The sequence below is a fragment of the Porifericola rhodea genome, from assembly GCF_030506305.1.
In the GTDB taxonomy this organism is placed as follows: Bacteria; Bacteroidota; Bacteroidia; order Cytophagales; family Cyclobacteriaceae; genus Catalinimonas; species Catalinimonas rhodea.
The window spans coordinates 4628447-4650076 of record NZ_CP119421.1 but is presented as its reverse complement, the minus strand read 5'-3'; the positions used below and the strand labels follow the sequence as shown (position 1 = coordinate 4650076).

General features: G+C 39.9%; 19 protein-coding genes. 9 read left to right on the top strand and 10 right to left on the bottom strand.

The genetic code is table 11. The features are described from left to right. Nucleotides 1–116 precede the first annotated feature (116 nt). A complete protein-coding gene (locus PZB74_RS19060; protein WP_302238753.1) occupies nt 117–359 on the top strand; it encodes a hypothetical protein in 243 nt (80 codons plus the stop codon). A 21-nt stretch (nt 360–380) separates the two neighbouring features. Here the strand turns inward: PZB74_RS19060 and PZB74_RS19055 are convergent, their stop codons facing one another. Beyond that, nucleotides 381–1139, bottom strand: a complete 759-nt coding sequence (locus PZB74_RS19055) for a DUF1835 domain-containing protein (RefSeq protein ID WP_302238752.1) — start codon at nt 1137–1139, stop codon at nt 381–383. Nucleotides 1140–1241: 102 nt separating this feature from the next. On the opposite strand from PZB74_RS19055, the gene PZB74_RS19050 reads away from it, so the two are divergent. Further along, nucleotides 1242–1526, top strand: a complete 285-nt coding sequence (locus PZB74_RS19050) for a hypothetical protein (protein WP_302238751.1) — start codon at nt 1242–1244, stop codon at nt 1524–1526. A 161-nt stretch (nt 1527–1687) separates the two neighbouring features. Further along, complete coding sequence (locus PZB74_RS19045; protein WP_302238750.1) at nt 1688–3631, top strand: CHRD domain-containing protein; 1944 nt, start codon at nt 1688–1690, stop codon at nt 3629–3631. A gap of 49 nt (nt 3632–3680) precedes the next feature. On the opposite strand, the gene fusA2 is transcribed toward PZB74_RS19045, so the two are convergent. Both fusA2 and PZB74_RS19035 read right to left on the bottom strand, forming a co-directional pair. Continuing rightward, nucleotides 3681–5804, bottom strand: coding sequence for an elongation factor G2 (fusA2, locus tag PZB74_RS19040; protein WP_302238749.1), 2124 nt, complete (start codon nt 5802–5804; stop codon nt 3681–3683). Between the two features lie 159 nt (nt 5805–5963). Then, nucleotides 5964–7271 (bottom strand): acetylxylan esterase, encoded by a 1308-nt coding sequence (locus tag PZB74_RS19035; RefSeq protein ID WP_302238748.1) that lies wholly within the window; start codon nt 7269–7271, stop codon nt 5964–5966. 110 nt (nt 7272–7381) lie between these two features. Between PZB74_RS19035 and PZB74_RS19030 the strand changes: the two genes are divergently transcribed. The 3 genes from PZB74_RS19030 (at nt 7382) to PZB74_RS19020 (ending at nt 10473) form a co-directional block, all read left to right on the top strand. Then, nucleotides 7382–8146 (top strand): TspO-related membrane protein, encoded by a 765-nt coding sequence (locus tag PZB74_RS19030; RefSeq protein WP_302238747.1) that lies wholly within the window; start codon nt 7382–7384, stop codon nt 8144–8146. 97 nt (nt 8147–8243) lie between these two features. Then, nucleotides 8244–9371 carry a SulP family inorganic anion transporter gene (locus PZB74_RS19025; protein ID WP_302238746.1) on the top strand — a complete coding sequence of 376 codons (1128 nt, stop codon included), beginning with the start codon at nt 8244–8246 and terminating at the stop codon, nt 9369–9371. Then, nucleotides 9340–10473, top strand: coding sequence for an STAS domain-containing protein (locus tag PZB74_RS19020; protein ID WP_302238745.1), 1134 nt, complete (start codon nt 9340–9342; stop codon nt 10471–10473). The genes PZB74_RS19025 and PZB74_RS19020 overlap by 32 nt, the downstream gene beginning before the upstream one ends. Nucleotides 10474–10478: 5 nt before the next feature. Here PZB74_RS19020 and PZB74_RS19015 read toward each other — a convergent pair whose 3' ends face one another. The 3 genes from PZB74_RS19015 to PZB74_RS19005 form a co-directional block, all read right to left on the bottom strand. Beyond that, a complete protein-coding gene (locus tag PZB74_RS19015; protein ID WP_302238744.1) occupies nt 10479–12890 on the bottom strand; it encodes an ABC transporter permease in 2412 nt (803 codons plus the stop codon). 234 nt (nt 12891–13124) lie between these two features. Further along, the gene (locus PZB74_RS19010) at nt 13125–13517 is read right to left on the bottom strand and encodes an arsenate reductase family protein (RefSeq protein ID WP_302238743.1); all 393 of its coding nucleotides are present in this window, start codon (nt 13515–13517) and stop codon (nt 13125–13127) included. 64 nt (nt 13518–13581) lie between these two features. Further along, complete coding sequence (locus PZB74_RS19005) at nt 13582–14238, bottom strand: histidine phosphatase family protein (RefSeq protein WP_302238742.1); 657 nt, start codon at nt 14236–14238, stop codon at nt 13582–13584. 40 nt (nt 14239–14278) lie between these two features. On the opposite strand from PZB74_RS19005, the gene PZB74_RS19000 reads away from it, so the two are divergent. Both PZB74_RS19000 and PZB74_RS18995 read left to right on the top strand, forming a co-directional pair. Then, nucleotides 14279–14704: a hotdog fold thioesterase gene (locus tag PZB74_RS19000; RefSeq protein ID WP_302238741.1), complete on the top strand. Its 426-nt coding sequence runs from the start codon at nt 14279–14281 to the stop codon at nt 14702–14704. Nucleotides 14705–14709: 5 nt separating this feature from the next. Beyond that, nucleotides 14710–15966 (top strand): chorismate-binding protein, encoded by a 1257-nt coding sequence (locus PZB74_RS18995; RefSeq protein ID WP_302238740.1) that lies wholly within the window; start codon nt 14710–14712, stop codon nt 15964–15966. Nucleotides 15967–16056: 90 nt separating this feature from the next. Here the strand turns inward: PZB74_RS18995 and PZB74_RS18990 are convergent, their stop codons facing one another. Further along, nucleotides 16057–17433, bottom strand: coding sequence for a TolC family protein (locus PZB74_RS18990; RefSeq protein ID WP_302238739.1), 1377 nt, complete (start codon nt 17431–17433; stop codon nt 16057–16059). Continuing rightward, a complete protein-coding gene (locus PZB74_RS18985; protein WP_302238738.1) occupies nt 17402–18094 on the bottom strand; it encodes an ABC transporter ATP-binding protein in 693 nt (230 codons plus the stop codon). The genes PZB74_RS18990 and PZB74_RS18985 overlap by 32 nt, the downstream gene beginning before the upstream one ends. 366 nt (nt 18095–18460) lie before the next feature. On the opposite strand from PZB74_RS18985, the gene PZB74_RS18980 reads away from it, so the two are divergent. Then, nucleotides 18461–18616 (top strand): hypothetical protein, encoded by a 156-nt coding sequence (locus PZB74_RS18980; protein ID WP_302238737.1) that lies wholly within the window; start codon nt 18461–18463, stop codon nt 18614–18616. Nucleotides 18617–18669: 53 nt separating this feature from the next. Here the strand turns inward: PZB74_RS18980 and PZB74_RS18975 are convergent, their stop codons facing one another. Then, the gene (locus tag PZB74_RS18975; RefSeq protein WP_302238736.1) at nt 18670–20019 is read right to left on the bottom strand and encodes a sensor histidine kinase; all 1350 of its coding nucleotides are present in this window, start codon (nt 20017–20019) and stop codon (nt 18670–18672) included. After that, nucleotides 20009–21406 carry a sigma-54-dependent transcriptional regulator gene (locus PZB74_RS18970; RefSeq protein ID WP_302238735.1) on the bottom strand — a complete coding sequence of 466 codons (1398 nt, stop codon included), beginning with the start codon at nt 21404–21406 and terminating at the stop codon, nt 20009–20011. The genes PZB74_RS18975 and PZB74_RS18970 overlap by 11 nt, the downstream gene beginning before the upstream one ends. Nucleotides 21407–21630: the final 224 nt, after the last annotated feature.

Below are 21630 nucleotides of genomic sequence, written 5' to 3'. Positions count from 1 at the left end.
TTAGCCAATTGTTTGCTCATTGCTGTGCGAATTGTGAGTTGATTACTAAAAACAAGATGTTGCTATAGGTGTTACATCATCTGATAGACTATTTTTTCATCTAAACCACAATAGATATGAATACCGAACAGAAAAATGATTATCGTGATAAATTGAGAAGGTTCTTAGCGACTCCTCATAGTTCAAATACATTTTTTGAAGAGTACAAAGAGGAAAACAAAGACGCTAACTTTGATGACTATACAAAAAGTCTGGAAGATCTTATAGACAAACTAGATGAGGGCAAACTGGATGATCAGGCTCAGTTTTGTGAGGAGATTAAAAAGTTAAAGCTACCTCATAACCAATTTGGCTGTTAAACTATAGATTTGGAGAGGTGTTTATGGCATCTCCTGAAGAACCTGATTGAAGATTTTTCTAAATTGTAAGTCGCCAAAACCATAAATACCGGCACGGCGACAAAATTCCTGAAATACCTCTCCAAATTTTTGACTTTCCAACTCTTCTATAATTTGTTTAGTTAGCTGATAAGGCCTTCCGGGTTCACCATTATCGGGGTATCTGGCTATATGAGCATCTACCACATCGGTGATATAGGGGTATCTTTTGCTGTTGAGATAAGCTAGCTGTTTCATTTCTTCTAATTGGTGATCGCGGTATGCACTCCACATATCTGCAAAGAATTTCAGGTCTTTGGCGTAGAGTACAAGTTTAAGGTCATAAGCCTTGTTTAATTCAGCTTCATCCATCTCACCAAAACCAGTCCAGCGTTCATGAGTTGGCAAAACAAGAAAAGGGTAAAGATTTCTTTCTTTAATAAGTTGATATAAATAATGTACGGCAAACCATAAATTTGCCTGACAAAATAAATCTCTCTCAAACCAAAGGTAAATAGTACTATTTTCCGGAACGTCCAGAAGCTGTTCAAACTCAGCTTTAGTTTTTTGCATGTACTCATTTTTAGAGATAGAGTAGCACTTACTAATAAAAGTTGCTCTCTTATCCCAGAAAGTATTCTGGTCAGGCGCTTGAACATTTCCCTCAATCAGGCATTCTCTAAAAATAATACGCTTACCTGTGATCTTTGTCCTATCTAGCTGTTCTGCCAGGGCATCCCCGTTGAGTATGTGGAATTTCATAAAAATAGTTAGAGCATTATCTTAAACAATTTAACAGTTTTAGTGTAGATATTGTGCATTGTGCTACTAAGTTTGTTTACTATAACCAAACTAATGATTATCATGACTTTTGAAGATTTTGTGGCTAGCACACAACAAAGTAAAGCCCCTGAGAAGGTAAACCCTCAACTTTTAGCACTTTGGTATGATGCCCGGGACGATTGGGAAAGCTCACATAACATAGCTCAGGATATTCACTCAAATATGGGATCGTGGATACACGCATATCTTCACCGAAAAGAAGGTGATTTGTCAAATGCCCGCTATTGGTATCATCGTGCTGGTAAAAATGAATTTACTGGTTCATTAGAAGAAGAATGGAAGGCTTTAGTAAAGGCTAATATTTAAATAAACCACAGATGCAGAGTAAGTAATAATAGGAGTTAAGCAACTATACTTTAACTAAATTGCCTAAGTTTACACAAATTTCAATATTTAGCTTATTAATTGTGTGTGTGGTAAAATGATTTTATTTTACCCTTAGTTTTTTCAACCAAAATATTTTCTGTATGTACAAAAACTATTACAAGGGAATCCGTTCCTTCACAACCTGGTCTTTAGCACTTTGTGCCATGCTGTTTGTGTGGTCATGCGAAGAAGAGGATGAAGGAATAGGTGAAGCTCCTATAGAAGGTGCTATTACTTACATTCTTGATGAAAGAAACACATCAGGTGTAAATGGCTTTATCAAGTTTTATGAAGAAGAAGGAAATACCGTTGCACTGATTAAACTGGCAGGTCTAGAAGATGGACAGATGTATCCTGCACATATTCATGCAAACTCTGCCGTAGAAACAGGAGATGTTGAGGTAACTTTTACTCCAGTAGATGGTAGCAGAGGGGAGAGCCTTACTACTCTGGAAAATCTTAGCCTGGAGGATATAGAGAACTACGATGGCTATGTGAATGTACACTTGAGTGAAAGTGATCTGACAGTTATTGCTCAGGCAGACATTGGTGGTAACGAACTTAGTGGTGATTCTAAAACTTATGATTTAGGTCTTATGACCGAGGACAGCATTAGCGGTACTTTACTCATGGAAAAAAGGAAAAATGGCTTTACTAAAGCCACCATTACATTAGAAAATACTCCTAATGGTGGATCACATCCTGCGCATATTCATCAGAACACAGCTGCTGAAGGTGGTGGAATAGCTATTTCATTTAATCCTGTAAATGGAAGCACAGGTGTTAGTGTTACCAACATTCGCTCTTTTGATGATGGTGGAGAAGTAATGTATGATGATCTGCTGGAATATGATGGCTATGTAAATGTGCATTTAAGTGCAGACAATCTGGGCACCGTGGTATCGCAGGGTGACATCGGACAGAATGAGTTGAATGGTAACGAAATCACTTACACACTGTTTGAAAGAGCCGTTGATGGTATTTCTGGAGAAATCACTTTTGCCGAGAGAAATAATAAAGAGGTCCTTGCTACTATTATGTTGGAGGGTACGCCTGAGGGTGGATCACATCCTGCGCATATCCACCAAAACTCTTATGTTGAAAGTGGCGCTATTGCACTTACCTTTAATCCGGTAAATGGAACAACTGGTATGAGTAAGACCAATCTTACTTTCTTTGACAATGGTGATTCTGCTAAATATGAGACGATTGTTGATTACGATGGTTATGTAAATGTACATTTGAGTGCGGATGCTTTAGGAACCATTGTTGCCCAAGGTGATATCGGTGGTAACGAACTTACCGGCGAATCTGTAACCTATGATTTGGGTGAACGTGCTGTTGAAGGTATCAGTGGTACTGCAATACTCGCAGAACGCAAAAATGGTAACTCTTTGCTAACTATCAGCTTGGACGGTACACCAGAAGGAGGGCAGCACCCATCGCACATACATGCAAACACAGCAGCAGAAGGTGGTGGTATTGTTGTTTCTTTGAGTAATGTAAACGGTACTACCGGAATTAGCATGACTACCATACGACAGTTTGATGATGGCAGCGAAGTCTCTTATGCTGATCTGCTGGATTACGATGGATATATTAATGTGCATTTAAGCTCCAACGATCTGGGCACCATCGTAGCCCAGGGAGACATTGGACAGAATCAGTTAACCGGAACTTCAGTAAGCTATCCACTAGCCGAAGTAGAAGGTTCAGGTGTTAGCGGAACGGCTACTTTCTACGAAAGGAATAGTGGTTATACTTTAGTGATGCTGGATGTAGAAGGCACTAATGCTCTGGACAATCATCCTGCGCATATCCACTATAATTCTGCGGAAGAAGGTGGAGAAATTGCTATCAGTTTAATGAATGTAGTTGGTGAAGATGGTATAAGCCGTACCAATGTAGTAGCTTTGGATAATAACAAAGAAATCACCTACAATGATTTAACTGAGTTTGACGGATATATAAATATCCACCAGAGTGCTCTAAACTTGGCTACTATTGTAGCTCAGGGAGATATTGGCGCTAATGCTGCTGAGTAAATAATGAAAGTAAAAAACTGAAGGCTACCTTTTCGGGTAGCCTTTTTTTTTAAGCCTCAACTAAGGTTTGCTGGTTCATCAGCTGTTTCTGAAGTTCAAATGGTACGGGTGCGTATTCTGAAAACTGTGTACTAAAACTGGCGCGCCCCTGTGTGATAGATTTTAGCGCGCTGCTATAGTGCGTTATTTCTTTAAGAGGAACTTTAGCCTGAATTAACTGGTATTGATTTTTAGTATTGATTCCAGTAATTAGCGCTCTTCGGGTTTGTAAGTCGGTTATTACTTCACCCATTAATTCTTCGGGAACCATCACTTTCAGGTCATTTACCGGCTCCATTATTTTAGGATCAGCATTTAGAAAAGCTCTTTTAAAAGCCTGTAGCCCAGCAATTTTAAAGGAGATGTCATTAGAGTCTACTGCGTGCATTTTACCATCGTGGACCAAGACGCAAACATCACGTACATAAGAACCCGTAATAGGACCATCTTCCATTTTTTCCATAACTCCTTTAAGAATAGAAGGTATAAACCGAGCATCAATTACTCCACCGACAATACAATTGTAAAATATCAGTTTGCCTCCCCAAGCCAGTTTTATTACCTGCTTATCGCGGATATTAAATCCAGAAGGGTCATCCATACCTTCGGTATAAGGGAGAATGGTCATACTTACCTCGGCAAACTGTCCAGCCCCTCCAGATTGTTTTTTGTGCCGGTAATTAGCATTTGACTGTTTCTGTATAGTCTCTCTGTAGGATATTCTGGGATCCTCATAGTGTATTTTCAGGTTATAAATATGCTCCAGCCTCCATTGCGTTATAGAGAGATGAAGCTCTCCCTGAGCAGACAGAATGAGTTGCTTCAATTCTTTAGAAAACTCAATGTTAAGGGTTGGGTCTTCTTCATGCAGATCTTTAATGACTTCGCTGAGTTTCTCTTCATCATTTTTACTTTCTGCTACTATGGCTACCCTAATTCTGGGTTCAGGAAAGATCATAGGAGCCAGTTTAACTGGGTAGCCCGGTTCATGTAGTGTATGGTTAGTGCTGCTGTCTTTAAGCTTTACAGTAGCTCCTATATCTCCGGCAAGTAGTTTTTGCACAGGGTGACGCTCGCTGCCGTCCATGATAAATAGCTGGTTTAACCTTTCGGTTGTACCGGTTTCTGCATTTATTAGATCCATGCCCAGACTCACTTCTCCAGAGCATACCTTAAAGAATGATATTTTGCCCAGATAAGGCTCTATCATAGTCTTAAAAATAAATAAGCTGACTTTTCCATCAGCTTTGCATTCATAAGGTTCACCTTCTTCAGTAGTAATACTGCTAAGGTCAGTAGCACTGGGTGCTACGTTATCTATAAAACCCATCAGGCGGCCACTACCCATGTTTTGTTTGGCAGAAATACAGAATACCGGAAATACATCATGTTTAAGCATTCCTAAACGTAAGCCCTTACGAAGCTGATCTTCATCAAGATTACCTTGCTCAAAGTACAACTCCATTAAAGCTTCATCATTGATAGCTGCTTTTTCTACCAACTCATTGTGAAGTTGTTCGGCTTTTTCTTTTTCTGACTTGGGAATTGGTAATTTTTTTGGGCGTCCTCCTTCTTCAGGAAACTCATACATGGTCATTTTAAGGAGATCAATGATTGCGTTAAAACCCTCACCTGGATTAAATGGGTACTGCATGAGGGCTACAGCATCCCCTAAGCTACTTTTTAAAGACTCCAGACTAGATTCAAAGTCAGCTTTGTTGTGGTCTAGCTGGTTGATTGCAATAATGCTAGGTTTTCGAAACTGATTAATGTAGTTCCAGATAATTTCAGTGCCTACTTCTACTCCATTTTGAGCGTTGATAGTAAGCACACAGGTATCAGCTACTCTCACTGAGGAGACTATTTCACCAATAAAATCGTCCAGTCCCGGAGTGTCAATGATGTTGATCTTGTAACCTCTCCATTCGGTGTGCAGAGGTGTGGCATAGATTGAATTTTCTCTTTGGTGCTCAATGTCATGGAAATCAGAAACTGTGTTATGAGTTTCTACAGTACCACGTCGGTTAAGCAGTCCGGCTTCAAACAACATGGTTTCTGCCAGTGTAGTTTTGCCGGACTTGGGACTGCCCAACAAGACTACATTCTTGATGTGTTGGTTGTCGTACACTTTCATAGCGCAGAGAGGATTTTTGATAAACGATAGGAAAGAAAACGTTGCTAAACGCTCTTTAGCGGGAGTACCATAATTTACCAAAAATGAAAGCGATATGAAACTTACTGAGGATTAAATGTCTACATGGGCTAAGCAGTAAAGCATAGCCCATATATTTAATTATTTAAGTGCAGTCTTTTTAACACCTAATTGCTCTAATAGCCACTGGTCTGTTTTTTCAACCTGCTCCGGATAGCGCCAATGGGCAGTTTCCTGAGCTACCAGCAATTGCTTCGGGGCAGTTACTACATTGTATACCGAATAAGTGGTAGTAGGGGGGCAGACCTGGTCGTTATATCCCCAAGAAAAATAGCCAGGGACTTTAATATGCCTTGCAAAATTTACTACATCATAGTAACTGGATGTATTTGCTTCATTAGGGTCCGCTTCTGAAGGCTGTTCTTTATATTCTGCAAACATATGAGGCCATCCACCTGCTCTTCCGTGTAAGTACCCTACCATATCGCTCAAAGCTGGGTAGTAGGAAACATAGTATTGAACTCTTTCATCCAGGGCAGTGGTAATTACCGCAAGTGCTCCTCCCTGACTTCCACCTTCTACAGCAAGTTTACCGTTGTATTCATCCAGGCTCTCAATCAGGTCAATTGCTTTTACACAGCCGAGGTATACTCTTTTGTAGTAATAGTCATCTTTGTCATCCAGATTGGCATTCCAATAGCCATTAAGAGCGCCATAGCGAAGATTGTCATATAGCTCTGCCGGTAGGTTTACCGGTATGCCATGTATACCAATTTGAAAAGTGATCACGCCTTTTTCTGCCATAGAGATATCTCCATGATAGGGCCTTACACCTGCTCCAGGTACATTTAAGATCGCAGGGTACGAACCTTCAGCTTTTGGTATACTTAAGATGCCATATACTTTAGCTCTCTCATGAAAATTGTTAATGCTTACATGGTACACATTTACCTTGTCTGTGCAGCGCTCTGGCATTAGGGTAAGTACTGGCTCAAGCGGTATGTTAGCCGCCTCTGTTTTAGCCTGCATCCAGAAATCCCAAAAATCATCCGGCTCTTTAACAGTGGGCTGTATTTCCAAAGGACTGATGGCAGCAGTAGCCTTTCCTTCATAAGTTTTACCCTCTATTTCAACTTTAGCTATGCACCTCAAAAAGCCAGGGTTTTTCAAACTACCTGCCTTTACTTCGTACTCACCGTTATTAATTGTGATTGTTTTACTTTCCCTAACCGGCATCATATCCGGTGAAATTTTGTAGCTGACTTCAATACCATTGATAGGGTTGCCATTTTTGAGTACCTGAAGAGTAAAGTTTACCTGCTCTCCGGTTTGATACATCCAGTCGTCGTGATCAGGGGACACTACTACCTGGACCATTTGCTGACGTGGTTGTGCCCACAATACAAGAGGAAATGCCAGAAGAACCAGCAAGAGAAGTTTTTTTAACATGATAAGGTTTGGTTGCTGTAAATTAAAATGATGAATTAAACTATCATTACCGGAAAAGTACAGCGCTGGCAAACCTTTTTTTTTCTGGCGTGTCGTAATAGAAAAAAATCATGAATCAAATCAGACAAGTTAAGACCATACGATGGGCAGTGGTATTATTTTATATAGCTACCATAGTTGTCAATTACATTTCACAGACTTTACCTTTCAATGGGCAAACAAATGGTGAAGTATCAGACAAATACTCTACGCTATTTACTCCTGCTGATTATGCTTTTTCAATTTGGGGACTGATTTACCTAAGTTTAGGTATATATGTATTTTACCAGGCATTCTGGGCTTCACCTTCACAAAAGGTGTACGACAATATTGGCAAATGGGCGATTGTTAGTTTTGTTACTACCAGTTTATGGCTGCCTGCTTTTCAGTATGAGCAAATTGCGCTTAGTAATCTCATTATGGTTACAATTCTGGCTAGTCTGATCCAAATAGTAGCTATACTTCAAAAAAGTGATGAGATAAAACCCTCCATAAAAATGTGGGTTAAAGTACCTTTTGGTTTGTATCTGGGATGGATCTCAATTGCTACAATAGTAAACCTTGCGGTTCTATTCAAATACAGTGACCTTCCACTTTTGGGGCTTAGTGAAAGTATGTGGGTATCAGTAATGCTAGCCATAGGATTAGTGTTAGCTTCAGTAGTAAGTAGTAAAAGCAGAAATTTGGTGTATGCGCTTGTATTTGTTTGGGGGTATGTGGCAATTGCTTTTAAAGAAGGGCAAAGTCAGGAAGTATTCACCTACGCTGCCATAGCAGCAGCATTACTCATACTAAGCATCACTGCAATTTCTTACCGTTTATACAAAAGTAGATAGCTAATCCTACTTAAGTTTTAAGAGAGCTTACCCCTTGAATTTCTCACTTTATACTTTTTTTCTATATTTAAAATTGAAGTTCTCTTAAAACCTTGGAATGTTAACAATTAACCCTGATGAAGTGCCACCGAAAGGGTGGAAAGGATTAAAACAATATTGGAAAAACGATCTGACCGCAGCCTTAAGTGTTGCCTTAGTAGCGCTACCCCTGGCACTAGGAATTGCCGTAGCTGCCGGTGTCCCTCCCGTTTCCGGTCTTATATCTGTTGTTATAGGTGGTGTAGTTACCACATTTATTAGAGGAAGCCATGTTGGAATAAACGGCCCTGCCAATGCCCTCATTGTAGTAGCCATAGAAGCCATAGACAAGTTGGGAGGGCCTGGCGAGTCGGGGGTTCCTTATGCGATGGCTGCCTTTGTTATGGCTGGTGTCATTCAGCTAATTTTAGGAATGCTCAAATTGGGTAAGTTGGCCAATCTGGTGCCCGCTGCTGCTATACAAGGCATGTTAGCAGCTATTGGTTTAATCATATTAGGAACGCAAATCCATACAGCACTGGGTGTAGAAAGTGAAGCAAATTCCACTTTAGGCATGCTCATAGAAATTCCTAAGAATATTCTTAAGCTTAATCCATTTATACTGTTTATTTCTGCAGCCTGCCTGTTGATGCTTATTTGTTATCCTAAAATAGACAACAAGTATGTCAAATATATACCAGCCCCCATGTGGGTGTTGTTTATTGCTATTCCATTGTATTACGCGTTTAAGCCACTTTCCCAAATGATTGGCAAAGAGTCATGGATGGTAATAGATGAAAACTATCTGGTACAAATCCCTGCTCAGCTCACTCAGGGTTTGTTTTTTCCTGACTTTTCAAAAATAGATCAGCCCATATTCTGGCTTATGGTTGTACTGATTGCCGTAGTGCTCAGTCTTGAATCTTTGGTAAGCTCCAAGGCTGTAGATAAGCTGGACCCTTACAAAAGGAAAACAGATTTGGACCGCGACCTGCTAGGGATTGGTGTAGCCAGTATTGTGTCAGCCTTTTTAGGAGGCTTACCCATTACTATTGTAATCGCACGAAGTTCTGTAAATATTAACCACGGTGCTAAAACCCGCTGGTCTAATATGATGCATGGGCTTATAGTGCTGGTTTTTGTTGTGGCTTTTTCAGCTTATCCCTTTTGCTGCCTTGGCTGTAATTTTAATTTTTGCAGGCTATAAATTGGTATCCCCAAAAGTTTTTCAAAGTGCTTACCAGCAAGGTTGGGAACAGCTAACTATTTTATCTGTCACTCTGATAGCTATCCTTAGTTTTAGCCTGGTTACAGGTTTGTTCATAGGTATTGCCTTTACACTTATGCTACACTTGTATAAAAGCAGGATGCCCTTTGATTTGTTTATGCGCTATACCCGAGAACCTTCAGTAAAAATTGTACAGGAAAGAGAGCACACCTATCTGTTTAAGGTTAAAGGTGTAGTTAACTTTAGTAATATTTTAAAATTGCAAAACAAGCTCAAATCGCTATCATCGGATAAGAAAATCATAATGGACTTCTCGCATGCACGTTTGGTAGATTTTACCGTGCTGGAGTACCTGCACGAACATGCTGAGAAATACAATCGTAATGGTGGTGAGTTTCATTTTACTGGTCTGGATGTACACAAAACGTCTTCGCATCATCCGTATGCATTGCATGTACTGGAAACGCCGCGCCCTGAAAAGATTCGTCTTACTCGCAGGCAACTAGAGCTTAAACAACTTGCCGCTAACAATCAATGGACTTATCAACCGGATATTGACTGGAATGTAAGTGACTTTGAAGATTTTATCTTTTTTAAATCAAAGCCGGTAGAGTATCAGAAGAACCAGATACATGGGGAAAATAGCCATTTGGATGTACAGTGGAAAATCTGTGATATTGCTTTAAGAAATGCCTTTATCACTTTTGAAACCTATCGCCTTACTGTAGAAGTGCTTAAGCTACCTTTTAGTATCGCTGAGTTTTCTATGGAAGAAGAATCGTTTCTGGATAGAATGTCACTTATAGCCGAACAAAAAGACATTGACTTTAATGAGTATAAAAATTTCTCAAAGAAATTTCTGGTACAGGGACCTGATGAAAAAGCAATAAGAAAACTATTTAACCCAGAACTGATTCATTTCTTTGAGAAAGGTGAAATATACCATCTGGAAAGCAACGGAAATGAACTATTGATATTTCGGCACCTGAGGCTCACCAACCCTCTAGAGATAGCAAAAATGGTCTCGTATAGTGAAAAGCTGGTGGAAAAACTTCAGGAAGTTGCCGTACTACAAGCTTAGCCTAATTAGTCTCTTAGTACTCTTACCGGATTGCTGTTGGCTGCCTTAAATGTTTGGGTACCCACAGTAATCCATGCTACTATCAGTGATGCCGTACCTGCCAGTACAAAACTCCACCAGGGAATTTCGCTATGGTAAGGAAAAGTTTCTAGCCACTTGTCCATGATGTAGTAAGCTAAGAAACTAGCACAGGCAAGCGCGACTAGTACCAGCACTGTAAACTTTTTGGAGAAGAGTAGTAAAATCTGCCATACTGATGCTCCCATTACTTTGCGAATGCCTATCTCTTTAAAACGCTGCTCCGCCGTAAAAGAAGCCAGACCAATAAGTCCCAGGGCAGCAATAATCAGAGCAAAGACAGAGAAATAGGTAACGACATTGCTTAACCTCTCCTCTGCATCATATTGCTCCTGAAAACGATCTTCTATTTTATAATAATCAAACGGAACATTCGGCATGAAGTAAGACCATTGTTCTTTCAGATAGGCTATGGTCTTATCCCAATGCTGCTGGTCAATTCTTACGGTCAGATTGTTATTTCTTTGGTCTGCGATTAGAAAGATAATTGGAGCAATAGGCTGGTGCAAAGACTCAAAATGAAAGTCATCTACCACTCCGATAATGCTACCAATTCTGCTACCGCCTCCATAATTTACTTTTTTACCCAGCGCTTCTTCTGCTGAAGTCCAGCCCATAGCGGTAACTGCTGAGGCATTGATAATAAATGCTTCTGTAGAGTCACTAGCCCTCTGAAGATCAAAATTTCTGCCTGTCAGAAAGCTAATTTCAAAGGCATTAAAGAAGTCATGGTCTACTTCTATGTCGGCTACTCTAAACTTAACATCCTGCATTTCATTACCAACTTCTGCCCGAATACCCTGAGAGTCTAACAGTCTGCCAGATGGAACACGGCTACTTTTACTAACAGCGCTTACTCCTTCCTGCTGTAGTAGTCTGTCTTTAATATTATCATACTGCGCAGCAATAGTCTCATTGATAGGTAGTACAGCTAATTGCTTTTCGTTAAAATTAAGAGATTTGTTTTGCATAAAAGCTAACTGCTTTTCTACAGTAATTACACCAATAAACAGAGCTGTAGATATGGTAAACTGCAAGATAACAAGGGCAGACCTCAAATATGGATGCTTGCCTTTAGGTTGTTGGTTTGCCTGTAAAATAGTACAGGGTTGAAATGAAGAGAGTATAAAGGCAGGGTAACTACCAGCCACTACCCCTACCAGAAGGATAATTAGCAAAGCCATCAGCGCCAGATTACTATTTAGTGCAAATTGTATCTCTCTTTGCACAAAATTGTTGAACTCCGGCAAAATCAGGCTCAGAAGTACAATGGCTATTGCCAGTGAAAGTAGCGTAAGTAAAATAGATTCTGTTAAAAACTGCCTGATCAGATGAGTACGAAAAGCACCCATAACTTTGCGTACACCTACTTCACGAGCCCGGCGCATAGAACGTGCTGTAGCCAGATTGATAAAATTGATACAGGCAATAATGAGAATGAATAAGGCGATAACACTGTAAATGTATACATATTTAATATCACCATTAGGCTCAATTTCACTATCTAGCTGTGAGTAAAGGTGTACATCAGTAATTGGCCAGAGGTGAAGCAGATTAGTCTCACTGGCAGGTATACCATTGTACTCTCCCAGGTGACTGTCAATAAAGCCAGGAATTTTAGCCTCCAGGTTTTCAGCAGTTTGGCCTTCTTCCAGTAGTAAAAAGGTGGAAAAATTATTGCTACCCCAGTTCTGCATCATCTGCTCACGGCCAAAGTAGGCTTCTACCATCTTAAAAGAAGCAATTATCTGTGGATGAAAGTGTGTGTTCTGCGGTACATCTTCCATAATTCCACTTACCTGAAGCTCTACATCACCCTCAAAAATTAAGGTTTTACCCATTGCTTTTTCATCTCCAAAATATCGCTTGGCGGCAGTTTCTGTCAGAATTACTGCTTTTGGGTCAGATAGAATTTCTGCATTTCCTTCTATCAGGTTCCAGGAGAATATATTGAATAGCCCTTCCTCAGCGAAGAAGAAATGTTCTTCAACTATATGCAAATCTTTTTCTTCATTGCTTACCAGCGCATTAAAAGATGTTAAACGAACAGACTCTTCAATAATTCCAGGAAAGTCAGCCTTTAAGTATGGACCAAATGGCGGAGCGAGATGGCCCAGGTGTAGATTACTCTCTTTATTATCATTTAACCACTCTCGCGAAACACGATAAATACGATCACGCTTGGTGTGGTACTGATCATAGCTTAGCTCATATTGTACGAACAGGAAGATCAATAAAAATGCAGCAATTCCAATACTGAGACCCAGTAAATTGATGATGGTAATTCGTCTGTGTTTGAGGAGATTACGAAGGGCAATTTTAAAGTAGTTCTTCCACATAGGAGTGTATAGTTGAGTATGTAGCAATAGCTTGATTTAGACTTTTCAAGTTTGATGCCACTCCACCGAATACACGCTAGACGTTATTTTACGGCCTGTCACGTTTTTCTAATGTTCATTAACGAACGACAATGTCCAATTTTGAACAAAATGTTATACTATTAAATTAACCTTTGCCCATAAAAAAAGGGGGACGTTTGTACCCCCTCATATTTGTGCTTTTATATATATGCATCAGGTTTTCATATTCTGATCAAAACCTTGTCCTTTGTCTAATGATAAAATATGACTGGGAAGATCGCATACAATTGATCTGTCGCCCAGTATTCCGATAGGAGTCTTCATCAAATTTGGATTGTGCTTAAGCACACCCAGCCAATCAGCCTCATCCATACTTTTATCCTTGTATTGTTCTTTATAGACGTCTGATTTTACGTCTATTAATTCTTCTACACTCACACCTAGTTTATCCAAAAGTTGTGCGATTTGCCTTTCGGTAGGTGGTGTCTTGGATATATCCACCTCATTTACATTTACAGCCATCTGTTTGGCATAAGCAAGGGCCTCGCGGTCACCCTGCTTGTTAAAATTGTAAATAAGTGTGATCTCTTTGGGATTAAATTCCATAAAAAAATAAGCTTGCTGTAAAAAATTGATTTAACAAGTACACCTATATAACTATCCAAATCAATTAAGGTTTTTTATCTTCTTCAGCAAATTTGGGTAGCTCCGGTAAATGAGATTGATCATTGGCACGCAATACTTCAAACTTCTGCTGCTCATAATCATATTCCAGAAGGTAGAGGCATAGATTGGCATGCTCAAACTCATCCATTCTTCTGAGATCCAGGCCTAGCATAAGGCATAAAAATATGCGCATAGCTCTGCCATGCATACACACCAGCACCGTCTCCTGCTCAGGCTGGGATAGTATAGCATCCAGGGCAGGTTTTTGTCTCTCCATTACCATATTGGGGCTTTCGCCACCTTCAATAGCTTTATCCAACTCGCCGGACTTCCATGATCTGATAACCGAAGCATAGTATTCACTATCTTCTGCATTAGCTACTTTGCCTTCTTTTACCCCCCAGTTAATTTCGTTTAGTCCAGAAAGCTTGGTGTGTGGAAGATCCATTTTCAGAAAGGCATCTACAGACTGTATGCTTCTTTGCAATACTGAGGTATACACATGCTGAAAGGGAACATCTTTATATGCTGCATAAAAGGCCTGGGCCTGAGTTCGTCCAAAATCATTAAGTGGGGCATCTATTCCGCTACCCTGTACTACGCCTTTTCTGTTATATTCAGTTTGTCCGTGTCTTATTAAATAAATTGTCTTTTTTTGCATCACTTTTGTGTGTTTTAAAAATCACGAAGATAGTCATTTTATGATAGATACTAATTTGAGCCTTGAAACAGCCAACAAGCTATGTAAAGGCAATATGTGTGAGCATCTGGGTATAGAATTAACCGCGGTGGGTGCTAAGAGTTTAGCGGGTAAGATGCCGGTAGATAATCGTACGCGCCAACCAATGGGGCTACTACATGGTGGTGCATCTGTAGTGCTGGCAGAAACTCTGGGTAGTATTGCTGCAAATCTTTGTGTGGATAGTGCTAAGCAATATTGTGTGGGGCTTGAGGTGAACGCCAACCACCTAAAATCAGTTAAAGAAGGGTATGTTTACGGAATAGCGGAAGCAGTGCATCTAGGGAAAAAAACACAGGTCTGGCAGATTCGTATATCCAATGAGGATGAGCAACTGGTATGCATTAGCCGACTTACCGTAGCCGTAATTGATAAGAAAGTAGACTAGGATTTATGGAGAACGCCACCAAGACAGAAGCATTAAACAGCATAGATACCCAACAAATATTTTCTCTTTTTCTAGATATTAGCAAGCAGAGGCATTATCCTATTGCCGCATGGAAACTACCCGAAGAAGATAAACAGCATATTATTATGGATACCTCCGGGGAGGTGAAAGAAGTAAGTCTTGAACTGGAAAATATGTTTCCTGGCTTTGTTGTCAGCCCGTTTGCAAAAGATTATACGCAGCCTGAACAACGAGCTAATTACATACATGCAGATTTACACTTTGACAGTGTTTCCCGTGAATTGCATGCACCCACTACACCCAGGGCAGAAGCCAGCAATTGCCTGAATGTTAAAGAAGAAGTTTTAGAGCTATTGGCTAAAAACGATCTGCCTGCTACCACTGATTACCATGTAAACGTGCAGGTACTGGACCACTACCCGGAAATGAAACATCAGGACTTTGTAGAACTGGTAGAGTTGGCTAAGCAACAAATTGCAGCACATAAATTTAAGAAAGTAGTGCCATCGCGCTGCCAATATATTCAGTTACCTGATAACTTTAATATTGCTACTACTTTCATGAAAATGTGCATACAGTATCCGCACGCTTTTGTTTCAGCTATTGCAATGCCCGGATTAGGTACCTGGATAGGAGCTTCGCCTGAAATACTTGTCAGTACTTTTGTAGAAGATGGGAAAAACATATTTAAAACTATGGCCCTGGCGGGTACCCAAAAATTAGATGGTGACGACACCAAAGAGGCGGTTAAAAATGCTGCCTGGAGAAGTAAAGAAATAGAAGAACAGGCTATGGTGAGTCGCTATATTATTAATAGTTTTAAGAAGATCCGCCTCAGAGAATTTGATGAAGATGGGCCTCATACTGTAGCTGCTGGCAATTTACTTCATCTGCGCACAGATTTTAGCGTAGATATGGAGCAGGTTAATTTTCCTGAGCTGGGTTCTGTAATGTTAAAGTTACTACATCCTACATCCGCAGTTTGTGGATTGCCTAAAGAGCCTGCCCTGGATTTTTTAAAAGCTCATGAAAAATATGATAGAGGATTATTTGCGGGTTTTCTCGGACCTGTAAATATAGAAGATCAGATACAGGTATTTGTCAACCTAAGGTGTATGCAGCTGTTGGAAAAAGAAGCTTTGGTATATGCCGGGGCAGGTGTTACTGCCGATTCTGATGCAGAGAAAGAATGGCTGGAGACATCCTTGAAAATGCAAACTTTACAGAAAATACTCTATTAGAGGCTACAAACTAGGCAAAACATCAGTAGAAAGAAGTCACTCTTTAATACTGTAACGTGACTCCTTTCGTGGGCTTAGTTTGTAGTAAGCCTATAACGAATTGTCCAGTGTACCCTGATAATAATCTAAAGCTGTTTTTTGAAAGATTAGCTGATAATTTGCCTGGGCCTGCGTAGATAACGCTTCAACATAAGCAGCATTGACTCTGTTTAAATCCAGAATATTGCCAACACCTAGCCTGAATCTTTCTTTTTCAGCTTCCAGCGCTTTCTCAGCTGCTTTTACCTGAGCCTCAGCAGCAACAATTCTTTCCTGTGCTGTATTGTAGTCAGCTATTGCTGTCTGCAACTGCTCAAAAATGTTGCGCTCTAAATCTTCAAGATCAAGCATCGCATTATTTAGCTCCTGTTTACTTCTCTGGATTCTGGTTCTGGTACTTAAGTTGTTAAAAATTGGTACATTCAACCTTAACGATATCACCTGAGAGTTATTAATATCAAAAAGCTGCTTTTCCAGATTATTTTCTTCATCCAGATTAGAGTACTGAGAGTACAAATCGTAGCCTAGCGAGAGGTTGGGGTAGTAGAGGCTCTTTGTAGCTCTTAGCGCATATTTACTGGCATCTATATTATTTGTCTGTTGTTTGAGGTCGTAACGATTGGCAATGGCGGTATTGTACATGTCTTCCATAGAAGAGCGTTCTTCCAGTACAATTTCTTCATTAAAATCGGGTTCAGTAAAAATCCAGTTTTCAAAAGGGTCTATTTGTAGCGTACGAATGAGCTGCACTTTACTTACGGTGAGCTGGTTTTCCATTTCTACTACAGATAAGGCTGCTTTACGAGCTTCCGATTCCTGGTTGTATTGATCTGCTATATTACGAGTACCAGTTTCTACAAAAATTTTGATGCTTGCAGCAAGTTCGTTTTGCTGTTTTAGATTAGATTTTGCTATTCTAAGTAGCTCCTGGTTAAGTAACACCTGAAGGTACTGCTGAGAAACACTAAAGATGACATCCTGCTTAGATTGGTTGATTTGGTAAAACTGAGCTTCGGCAGCTTTCTGTCTTTGTTTAATGGTATTTACTATCGCAAACCCATTGAACAAAGTAAGCTCTGCACTTAAGCCCCCATACAGTCTATCTACTTTCTGCTCAGTAAACCTACCGGTTGTATTATCAAACTGTCGTCCGTAAATCCGCTGGCCGGTAGCACCGAAGTTTAGGCTTGGAGCCATGTTAGCATAAGCCTGTGCTCTTTCGGCACGCGCAGTTTCTAAAATATTTTCCTGCTGCCTAATCTGAATATTTTCTCTGAGAGCTATACTTACGGCCTCGTCGTAGGTTAGGGTAGAATCTTGGACTTGCGCTATGAGAGGAGTGATGGATAACAGCAAAGTAATGCTTAAAGCAGCAAAATTTATAAACTTATGCATATCAGGCTTCTTGTTCTTTTTGTATAATTTCATCGCTTTGTAAAGCTCCATCAACGATCTGAATAATGCGGTCGCTAAAGCGGGCGTTCTCTTCAGAATGTGTCACCTGTATGATGGTCATGCCCTCTTTGTTAAGTTGCTTAAAAAGCTCCATTACCTCTTTACCCTGTTCGGAGTGTAGGTTGCCGGTTGGCTCATCGGCTAGTAATAGCTTAGGTTTACCCGCTATAGCTCTGGCTACACCTACTAATTGCTGCTGTCCTCCTGAAAGCTGTTCAGGAAACAGATCTTTTTTTGCAACCATTTGAAACCTGTCTAAAAGCTCTGCCACTCTTGCCTTACGCTCTTTACCTTTCATATTTTGGTACAGGAGGGGAGTTTCTATATTTTCAAAAACGGTAAGTTCATCAATCAGATGATAGGCCTGAAAGACATAGCCGATTGTATGCTTCTGGAGCTCGCTTCTTCTTTTCTCTTTTAATTTATGTACAGGCTGGTCTAGCAGGTAATACTCTCCGGCAGATGGGGGATCTAACAAACCAATTACATTAAGTAGGGTGGATTTGCCCGCCCCACTAGGTCCCATGATCGTCAGAAACTCACCTTGTTTTACTTCCAGATCAATGCCTTTGAGAATAAAAGTTTTCTTAAAGCGTGACTGTATGTATTTGTCTACATCTATCAATTTTAGCATGAGTAAGTAAGGTTTTAAGGATTGTAATAGAGTTTGCCAATAAGTATGCCAGCAGAAAATCTTAATTATTAGCCTTATAAATAAGCTTTTTAAATTTTAAAGCGTCCGTTTTTGAAAAGCTAGTGTACGAATGCGTACATCAAAATGTTAAATCAACAATTAAAATACAGTTGCTATTCTCTTTAGATTGATTTAGAGTGTTGATTGTATATTTCATTTACTAATAGCTTTAATTGTAGTAAATAGATAGATTAAATATAATTATTCCTGAACTGTAGCTTTCTTACATTGTAATATGCTTAATGGAATGGGATTGTATTTTTTTTATAATCACTATTACTTTGAGGTAAAACAAATAGCAAAACAATGAAGAAATTAGCGATTGCCTTATTTGCCGGAATATTAATGAGTAGCTGCTATACTAATATTTGCCCTACTTATTCTGTAAACCCAGACAAAAAGATTCAAAAAACTCAGCAGGTTTCTGTAGAGCAGGATAAAACTGAGAAAGCCTCCTCATAAGCTGCAAACATAAAGGTGTATTGAATTGAAGCAACCAAAAAGGTTGCTTTTTTTTATATCTGTAATGTAAACGTTGTACCGCTACCTACAACCGATCTGGCTGTCAGGTTTCCATGATGCATTTGCATAATCCTCTGAGAAAGACTAAGACCAATACCAGAGCCATGATTTTTTGTCGTATAAAATGGAATAAATATTTTTTCTAAAGCTTCAGGTTCTATACCAGGACCATTATCAGTTATCTCTATAAAAACTCTCTGTTCGTGGTCAGTATAGACTGTTACATCTATCACTGGAGACTCTATTTCTTCCATTGCCTCGCAGGCATTTTTAAGAAGGTTAATTAATACCATTTCAATAAGGCGTGGATCTATCCTGACAATAAGCTGAGGAGGATTGATATTGACATTAATCCTGGCATTTTCTTTTGCAATACCCACCTTAACTAATTGTACTACTTCTTTAATGATTTCGTCTATACGTACCCTTTCAAATTCAGGCTGAGGTATACTCGTAAAGTTCCGATAGGCTTCTACAAACGTTACTAAGCCTTTAGTGCGGTTTTCAATAGTTCTAAGGCTCATTGTGATATCATCGTACGACTCCTGGTTGAATGAGACCATGCCATTATCACATACGACATCCTCATGAATGATATCTATAGCTGTACCTGCAAGAGATGCAATAGGGGTGATAGAGTTCATGATCTCATGTCGCAGTACTTTTGTTAAGTTTTGCCAGGCTTCAATTTCCTGCTGCTGAAGTTCCGAAAGGATATTCTGGATAGATACCAGCTTATAAGTATTGCCTCTCAGGCGGAGCTCAGTAGCATTGATAGATAGGTGAAGGTCAGGACTGGGTTTAAATAATGTTTTAGAGCCTGGTGGTAGTTGGTTAATAATCTGATACAAATCGTAATTTACTCTTGCCAGATCACCAATTTTATTTAGCTGGTTGGTTCTCAGAAATTTTTTGGCGGTGTTGTTTACCAGTTCAATATTACCGGACTCATCATAGGAGAGAAGCCCTACATTTACGTGCTGAACTACCGTTTTAAGATACTGCCAGTGTTCTTCTTTCTCGGCTCTCGCCTTCCTAAACGCATCAAATACCTCATTGAACATCCGGTTAAGGTTGCCAAAGCTTTCGCCTAATTTGCTATCCCTATTGAATCCCGCTGTAAAGTCAGAATATTTTACAGCCTCCAGAAAGCGGGTGAGTTTACGGTTAGTTTCTAAAACATACTGATAGAGCTCATAAATCTGGTAAGTTACCAGTAGCGAAATAATAACACCACTGGCAATTCTTTCTGTATAGAAAATAAAATACAGGCAGAGCAGCATACTGGCAGATAATAGTAAAATTCTGACCAGTAGTGCCCATTCAAATCGGTTAAATATCATACTTTTCTAGCCTACGGTACAGCGAAGCACGGGTGAGGCCAAGGTCTCCGGCTGCTTTAGATATATTGCCATTGTGTTTTTTCAGGACTTTTCTGATTAGCAGCTTTTCTACTTCTTCCAGATCGTACTTTTCTATATGCAGTTCTTCCTGATTTTCACTTTGTTTTGAATTATCCGCATTAAAAAAGAAGTCTTCAGCCTGCAAGGTAGGTTTGCTACTAAGGATTACGGCACGCTCCACAGAGTGCTGTAGCTCACGAATGTTGCCAGGCCAATGGTACTTTTGCATTCTTTTGATAGCGCTGGGGCTAATAGAGTGGATAGACTTATTGTATTTTTTTGAATAAACCCCTAGAAAGTGCATGGCCAAAGGCTCTAGGTCATCCAGACGTTCTCGTAAAGGAGGTAGGTGAATTTCAATAGTGTTTATACGATAAAGTAAGTCCTGTCTGAATTCATTCTTCTTTACCATTTCGTAGAGAGGCATGTTGGTAGCAAAGATAAAGCGCACATCTACATCTATCATCTTGTTAGTACCTACAGGTGTAATTTTTTTACTTTGTAGCGCCGTCAGCATTTTGGCCTGTAGCGGTAACGATAGATTTCCTATTTCATCTAAAAACAAGGTGCCGTCAGAGGCTGCTTCAAACCTTCCAACACGATCTTGTTTGGCATCTGTAAATGCGCCTTTTACATGACCAAAAAGTTCACTTTCAAAAAGTGTTTCAGTTACTGCGCCTAAATCTACACTGATGAATACATTGTCTGCTCGTTTGGAGCGGCGGTGTATTGCTCTGGCAATCACCTCTTTACCAGTACCGTTTTCCCCTAAGATAAGCACATTAGCATCGGTGCCGGCTACCTGTTCAATAGTCTCAAAAACTTTGAGCATAGATGGACTGCTACCAATAATATCTTTGTACTTGGAGTTGATATCTTCATTCATGATTTCCTGCTGGGAGCGTAGCTGATGTGCTTCGTGGCGCGACTCTCTCAATCGCATAGCTGCCAGCACAGTAGCCAGCAGTTTTTCATTGTTCCAGGGCTTAAGCACAAAGTCGGTAGCGCCTTCTTTTATTGCTCTTACCGCCATGTCTACGTCACCATAGGCAGTAATCATAATAACTACGGCAGAAGGGTCGCGTTCCAGAATCTGATCCAGCCAGAAAAAACCCTCTTTACCACTGCTAACGTCTTTGGTAAAGTTCATGTCCAGCAGTATTACATCGTATTGTTCATTGCTGATGAGTGCGGGAATAGCTCCTGGGTTTTTGTCTGTATCTACTTGGAGGAAGTGTCTTTTCAGGAAAATCTTGGCTGCTTGCAGCACGTCTTCATTGTCGTCAATGATAAGTATTTTACCTGTTTTATTTATTTTTCTGCTCATAGGATTATTGAATGAGGTTGTATTCGCTTTCCATTAAAAAGTCAAAGACTGTACCGATGCCCTCGCTTGGCGGCGCTATGATGTCAAAAGGGGGCTATGTCGCATTATAGGGCATTCCAGGTCATTCATTTTTAAATTATAGCTGATTCTTAATTTAAGCGATTTCTTGGACTAACGTACACAAACGTACAAAAAATGTTCGTTAGCGTACACCTGGAAAAAGC